General features: G+C 63.2%; 9 protein-coding genes. 6 read left to right on the forward strand and 3 right to left on the reverse strand.

All coding sequences use genetic code 11. The annotated features are described in order from the left end of the window. The first annotated feature begins 1 nt into the window (after position 1). The gene (locus tag NKH35_RS23835; protein WP_032893136.1) at positions 2 to 376 is read left to right on the forward strand and encodes a nuclear transport factor 2 family protein; all 375 of its coding nucleotides are present in this window, start codon (positions 2 to 4) and stop codon (positions 374 to 376) included. Positions 377 to 392: 16 nt separating this feature from the next. Further along, positions 393 to 857 carry an SRPBCC family protein gene (locus NKH35_RS23840; protein WP_023670148.1) on the forward strand — a complete coding sequence of 155 codons (465 nt, stop codon included), beginning with the start codon at positions 393 to 395 and terminating at the stop codon, positions 855 to 857. Positions 858 to 886: 29 nt separating this feature from the next. On the opposite strand, the gene NKH35_RS23845 is transcribed toward NKH35_RS23840, so the two are convergent. The 3 genes from NKH35_RS23845 to NKH35_RS23855 are packed head-to-tail and all read right to left on the reverse strand — an operon-like array spanning position 887 to position 2,711. Continuing rightward, positions 887 to 1,150: an ArsR/SmtB family transcription factor gene (locus tag NKH35_RS23845; RefSeq protein ID WP_023670147.1), complete on the reverse strand. Its 264-nt coding sequence runs from the start codon at positions 1,148 to 1,150 to the stop codon at positions 887 to 889. Between the two features lie 32 nt (positions 1,151 to 1,182). Continuing rightward, on the reverse strand, positions 1,183 to 2,490 hold the full coding sequence (locus tag NKH35_RS23850) for an MFS transporter (RefSeq protein ID WP_348524263.1): 1,308 nt from the start codon (positions 2,488 to 2,490) through the stop codon (positions 1,183 to 1,185). 26 nt (positions 2,491 to 2,516) lie between these two features. Next, positions 2,517 to 2,711: a DUF1192 domain-containing protein gene (locus NKH35_RS23855; protein ID WP_023670145.1), complete on the reverse strand. Its 195-nt coding sequence runs from the start codon at positions 2,709 to 2,711 to the stop codon at positions 2,517 to 2,519. Positions 2,712 to 2,857: 146 nt separating this feature from the next. On the opposite strand from NKH35_RS23855, the gene NKH35_RS23860 reads away from it, so the two are divergent. The 4 genes from NKH35_RS23860 to NKH35_RS23875 all read left to right on the forward strand — a co-directional run bounded on the left by NKH35_RS23860 (position 2,858) and on the right by NKH35_RS23875 (position 5,985). Next, the gene (locus NKH35_RS23860) at positions 2,858 to 3,868 is read left to right on the forward strand and encodes an NAD(P)H-quinone oxidoreductase (RefSeq protein WP_032887144.1); all 1,011 of its coding nucleotides are present in this window, start codon (positions 2,858 to 2,860) and stop codon (positions 3,866 to 3,868) included. 357 nt (positions 3,869 to 4,225) lie between these two features. After that, positions 4,226 to 4,366, forward strand: a complete 141-nt coding sequence (locus tag NKH35_RS23865; protein WP_023670143.1) for a DUF1127 domain-containing protein — start codon at positions 4,226 to 4,228, stop codon at positions 4,364 to 4,366. A 326-nt stretch (positions 4,367 to 4,692) separates the two neighbouring features. Beyond that, positions 4,693 to 5,385, forward strand: coding sequence for a DUF1013 domain-containing protein (locus tag NKH35_RS23870; protein WP_023670142.1), 693 nt, complete (start codon positions 4,693 to 4,695; stop codon positions 5,383 to 5,385). A gap of 78 nt (positions 5,386 to 5,463) precedes the next feature. Beyond that, on the forward strand, positions 5,464 to 5,985 hold the full coding sequence (locus tag NKH35_RS23875) for an IS3 family transposase (protein ID WP_023733052.1): 522 nt from the start codon (positions 5,464 to 5,466) through the stop codon (positions 5,983 to 5,985). The last annotated feature ends 162 nt before the right edge of the window (positions 5,986 to 6,147 follow it).

Here is a 6,147-nt window from a genome sequence, read left to right on the forward strand (position 1 = left end):
CATGCCCGGCAAAAGCAGAGCGGAGTTGATCCGCGGCTATTTTTCCGCCTACCAGGCGAATAACAAGGCTGCCGTCGCGGCGGTGCTCGCCGACGATTTCACCTTCACCAGCCCTTATGACGACGCCATCGACCGTGCGACCTATTTCGAGCGCTGCTGGCCGGACAGCCCGGCCTTCAGCTCGATCGTCATCGAGCGGATATGCGAGGACGAGGACGCCGCCTTTGTCCTCTATCGCTGCGAGACGGCGGACGGAAAGACCTTCCGCAACACCGAACTGCATCTGTTCCATGGCGACAGGTTGCGCGCCGTCGAAGTCTATTTCGGCGCGTCCTATCGCGACGGCGTCTTCGTCGCGCAGAAACCATCAAGCTGACCAAGAGGACCCGACCATGGCCGAACGATCCGTCGTCCACTCCACCTTCGTCCTCGAGCGCCTCTATCCAGTTGCGCCGGCGAAAGTCTATTTCGCGCTCAGCGATCCGGCCGCCAAGCGGCGCTGGTTCGCCGACCCCGACAACCCGATGACCCACAGGCACGAAATGGATTTTTGCGTCGGCGGCCAGGAGGTCAATGCCGGCGGGCCGAAGGACGGGCCGATCCACACCTATACCGCCACCTATCAGGACATCGTGCCCAACCAGCGCATCGTCTACAGCTACGACATGCTGTTCGGTGATGTCAGAATCTCGGTTTCGCTGGCGACAATTGAGCTTCGCCCGGAAGGCACGGGCACGCGTCTGGTGCTCACCGAGCAGGGCGCGTTTCTCGATGGGCACGACACACCGTCATCGCGCGAGCATGGTACCGGATTCCTGCTCGATGCGCTGGGCAAGGCGCTGGCAACGGACACTTGAAAGCCAGGGAGGCGAGCTGGAATCGCGGCCTATGCTTCCCAGAACTGATCAAGCCAAATATTGAGCTTGAGGAAGCCGCCACTGCTGACTGTATAGACCCGCCTCGTGCCCTCGGCCTTGGCCTGAACCAGACCGGCGTCCAGCAACACTTTCAAATGCTGGGACACGGCCGGGCGGGAGACTGGCAGGCCCGAAGCCAGTTCGTTGACGGTTTTCGGGCCACGCCGGAGCTCTTCCAGAAGATAGCGCCGGTTGGGGTCCGCAATCGCCATGAAGGCGTCAGAAAAGATCATGCCTATACTTGTGGGGCAAAGCTTTTCAAATCTCAACCGTCGGCTTCCGCTTTTCTGAGCCGCAGTGCTTCAGGGGTGACCGAGCGATCGGCCGGCTGGGTCTTGAAGGCGTCGCGGTCTTCGATCGGCACCGGCGCGCGGCGGCTGATGCGCAGCAACGTGTAGGCGGCGAGGCTGAGATGCGCCAGCGCGGTGGCCAGGAACAGGCCTTCGGGGCGGAGCCAGCCCATCAGGGCGGCAGCCAGCAGGGGCCCGATCATGGTTCCGAAGCCATACAGAAGCAGCAGGCCGCCCGAGACCTTGACGAAATCCTCCGATCGGGCGTGGTCGTTGGCATGCGCCACGGCGATCGAATAGAGCGTGTAGGCAAAGGCGCCGTAGGCGGCGGCGAAGACAATGACGAGGACGGCGGAACGCGGTTCGAACAGGAAGATCAGGATGGCGAACAGTGCGGCGCCGAAAGCCGCGCCCGCCAGCACGAAACGGCGGTCGGTCTTGTCGGAGAGGCGTCCGGCCGGAAGCTGCATGGCCGCGCCGGCAATAACGACAAGGCTCATCATCAGTGCGATCTGGGCGGTGGAGATGCCGATACGGGCGCCGTAGACGGCGCCAAGCGTACCCCAGGCGCCATTGGCGATGCCGACCAACAGGCAGGCGATCGCCGACACCGGCGAGTTGGCGTAGAGACCTTTGACGTCGAGCTTGACGTCCTGCAAAGGCTTGGGAGACGAAGCCGACGACACCGCGGTCGGGATCAGCGACAGGCAGAACAATATGCCGGTGATCATGAACAGCGACGCCGATCTGACGTCGCCGCCGGCAACGATCATCTGGCCGCCCATGATCGAGGCATAGGTGACCATCATGTAGAGGCCGAAGACGGTGCCGCGGTTCTCGTTGGTGGCCTTCTCGTTCAGCCAGCTTTCGATGACCATGAAGGCTCCGGCCATGGTGAAGCCGGTGAAGGCGCGCAGCAGGATCCAGACATATTCGTCGATGATCAGGCCGGTAAGCAACGCCACGATGGCGCCCGAAGCGGCAAAGGCGCCGAACGCCCGGACATGGCCGGCGCGGCGCACCAGGCGCGGTGCGAAGAAGCAGCCGGTGACGAAGCCACCGGCCCAGGCCGTGCCCATCAGACCGAGCGATGCGGTCGAAAATCCTTCGATCTGGCCGCGCAACGGCAACAACAGGCCGTGCAGCCCCGAAGCCGCGAGCAGGAAAGCGGTGCCGCGAAGCAGCGAGAGGATCGGCCTGTAGCTTGCAAACATTGTTTGATCCGTCTGGAGATTGTTGGCGGGGTCTGAAGACAGGCGCATTCGGGCTTTTCGGCGGCGGATGCTCAACGCCGAAACTAACGCGAAAACTAGCCGCGGCGAAACAGGGCTTCGGCCGCCGATTTGGTGCTGCCCTTGGTCTGGAGCTCGGCTTCGAGCCGGGCAATCTCCTCGCGCAGGATGCTGATCCGTTCGGTAAGGTCACCGACCGAAAGCAGCGACAGATCCTGTCCGATCTCATGCGGGCGGGCTTTCTTTTTGGGTTCGTCGTCGAAGATCGCCATCGTCGCTCCTCCCTATTCAGTATTGGGCTGATTTGGCCATTTGCCTGATCCGGCAATCAGCATACATAGGGCAGGGGCGCAGATGCAAACAGCCGGCAAGAAGCTGGCAGCCGGCGACAGACCGGCGGACCGAGACGGGAAATTTCATGGCGAGCGGACATAAAATTCCAGCCACGATGACGGCCATCGCAATCTCGCAACCGGGCGGGCCGCGGGTGCTGAAACCGGAAACGCGCGACGTGCCGGTGCCTGGTCCCGGCGAAATCCTGATCCGGGTGCGTGCGGCCGGCGTCAACCGCCCCGACGTGCAGCAGCGCAAGGGCGCCTATCCGGCGCCGCCCGGCGCCTCCGACCTGCCCGGTCTCGAGGCATCGGGCGAAGTGGCCGCCCTTGGCGACGAGATATCGCGCTGGCGCATCGGCGACCGGGTCTGCGCGCTGACGCCGGGGGGCGGTTATGCCGAATATGTCAAGGTTCATGCCGGCAGCGTGCTGCCGCTGCCCGCCGGCTTCACCCACACGGAGGCGGCCGCGGTTCCGGAAAACTATTTCACCGTCTGGCACAATGTGTTCGAGCGCGGCGGCTTGAAAAAGGGTGAGACGCTGCTGGTCCATGGCGGCTCATCGGGCATCGGCACCACGGCGATCCAGCTGGCGTCGGCCTTCGGCGCGTATGTCGTCACCACCGCCGGCAGCAAGGAAAAATGCGACGCCTGCCTGAAGCTCGGCGCCGACCGGGCGATCAACTACCGCGAGGAGGATTTCGTCGCGGCGGTCAAGGATGCGACTGGCGGCAAGGGGGCCGACGTCATTCTCGACATGGTCGGCGGCGACTATATCGCGCGCAACTACGAGGCCGCCGCGGTCGAGGGCAGGATCGTCCAGATCGCCGTCCAGGCCGGCGCGGTGGCGAGCGCCGATTTCTCGAAAATCATGGTCAAGCGGCTGACCCACACCGGCTCGACGCTGCGGCCTCGCACGGTCGAGTTCAAGGCGGCGCTCGCCGCCGCACTGGAAGCACAGGTGTGGCCGCTGCTCGGCACCCGGAAGGTAGCGCCGGTGATGGACATGATCTTCCCGCTGACCGACGCCTGGCGGGCGCATGAGCGCATGGAAGAGGGCGAGCATATAGGCAAGATCGTTCTCGACGTCGGCTAGATGGGGCGAGATTCAGGTGAGGCCGGCCTGCGAATGGCGGCTCCCTGCGCTTCCGGCCTTCCGCCGGCCGAAGCCCTCATGAGGGGTTGCGGCAGTTAAGGCTACGGCCGGCGTAGGCCGGTGCTTCATACTGAAGTACGCTCCGCTCCGGTTCTCGGGAGCCGCCATTCTCTGCTCGGCCTGACCTGAACCTCGCGCCATGCTCCGCGCTCAGCCTGTCGGCAAGATGAACAGAAGCTTAATGCTGCAATGCAGCATTTGCATTGCGGCTATGCAAAGACGTCTGTTCAATTCGTGGGCAGCACTGCCTATCTAAGCGTCATCGAAACGATTTGATCCAACAACTGGAGGACAACCATGAACCCGATCCGCGCTTTCCGTAACTGGCGTATGTACAACGAAACCGTGCGCGAGCTGAACAAGCTCAACGCCCGTCAGCTCAGCGACCTCGGCATCAGCCGCGGCGACATCGAGAGGATTGCCCGCAAGGCCATCTAATTCGAAGCCTGGTCGGCCGATGAGGCCTGACCACGCGGCAGAAGCAAGAGCCGCCGCAGACGGTATCCCGTCGCCGGTTCCGAGCCCGCTGGACCCTGTCCGGCGGGTTTTGTCGTTTTGGACCCCCTGTACAACTCGGCATCAATGATCGCCGGAGCCGAGGTCCTCCTGGCCTCCCCCGCTGTCCGGTGTCCGACGGCTGCGCCCTGCGCCAAAAACATTGCGAAACGGCAGCGGAGCGGTTATACAGGCCGCGAATTTCCCATTTTGGTGGCTCTAAACCACCGCCCGCGCGGGAACGCGGGCGAACGAGAAGGATTTTTGAAATGGCCAATACGCTGCTGATGCCCAAGGCGACCGCCGTCTGGCTGGTCGACAACACCGCGCTTTCCTTCGAGCAGATCGCGCAGTTCTGCGGGTTGCATCCGCTCGAGGTCAAGGCGATCGCCGACGGCGAATCGGCGCAGGGCATCAAGGGCATGGATCCGATCATGACCGGACAGCTGACCCGCGACGAGATCGCGCGCGCCGAGAAGGATCCGAACCAGCGCCTGAAACTGTCCGACCCCAAGGTGCGGGTGCCGGAATCCAAGCGCAAGGGTCCCCGCTACACGCCGTTGTCGAAGCGCCAGGACCGGCCCAACGCCATCCTGTGGCTGGTCCGCAACCATCCGGAATTGAAGGACGCGCAGATTTCGCGCCTGGTCGGCACGACCAAGTCGACGATCGAACAGATCCGCGAGCGCAAGCACTGGAATTCGGCCAATCTGCAGCCGATGGACCCGGTGACGCTGGGTCTCGCTTCGCAGATCGACCTCGACATGGAAGTCAACCGCGCCTCGCGCGGCCGCGAGCAGGCGCAGCCTGTCGGCGACACGCTGCTGCCGGCTGCCGTGACCGAGCGCCTGGTGCCGGCGCCGGAGAAGCCGAAGGACGAGGATGCCGAACTCGACGCCAACGCCGTGTTCGCCAAGCTCTCGGCGCTCAAGTCCAAGAAGGAAGATGCGGACGACGAGTAAGGTTTGCGACAGTTCATCAAAAAAGCCCGCTTCGTGAACTGACCCCCGAAAGTTGGACACAACCTTCGGGGGTTTTGCATGTCCAGACACGGCGAGAGTTTCAAGCGCTCGGTTGTCGATAGCTATTTAGGCGGGGATGAGAGCTACGCGAGTGCGGCGTCGATGCATGGCGTTGATGCGGCCACTGTTCGCAAGTGGGTTGCGTTGTACCAGGCGCATGGCGATGCCGGGCTATCTGGTAAGTACGGTCGTTACGACGCGGCGTTCAGGCTGTCGGTGCTTGAGCGAATGTGGGAGGAAGGTCTGTCGTATCGGCAGACGGCTGCATTGTTCAATATCCGCAATGCCAGTTGCCTGACGGGCTGGGAGAAGCGCTATCATGCGGGCGGGATAGAGGCGCTCGGCCCGCGTCCCAGAGGACGACCCATGTCAAAGCCGCCGTCCCCCGCAGTGCCTGTTGCAGCCAGTGACGAGGCCAAAAGCCGCGAAGAACTGCTGGCTGAGCTGAAGCATCTGCGGATGGAGAACGACTACCTAAAAAAACTGGAGGCCTTAACGCAGGGACATGCGCTCAAAAAGCGCAAGCCGTCCAGGCGTTAAGGCCGTTGCATTCGCTTGAGGGGCTGCTCGAACTGGCGAAGCTTGCGCGCAGCACGTTCTATTACAGACAGAAAGCAGCGAAGCGCTCGGACCGCCATGCGGCGCTGAAGGCGGCGATCAAGGCCATCTTCGACAGCCACAAGGGTCGCTACGGCTATCGCC

This window comes from Mesorhizobium sp. M1143, from assembly GCF_040318435.1.
Lineage (GTDB): Bacteria > Pseudomonadota > Alphaproteobacteria > Rhizobiales > Rhizobiaceae > Mesorhizobium.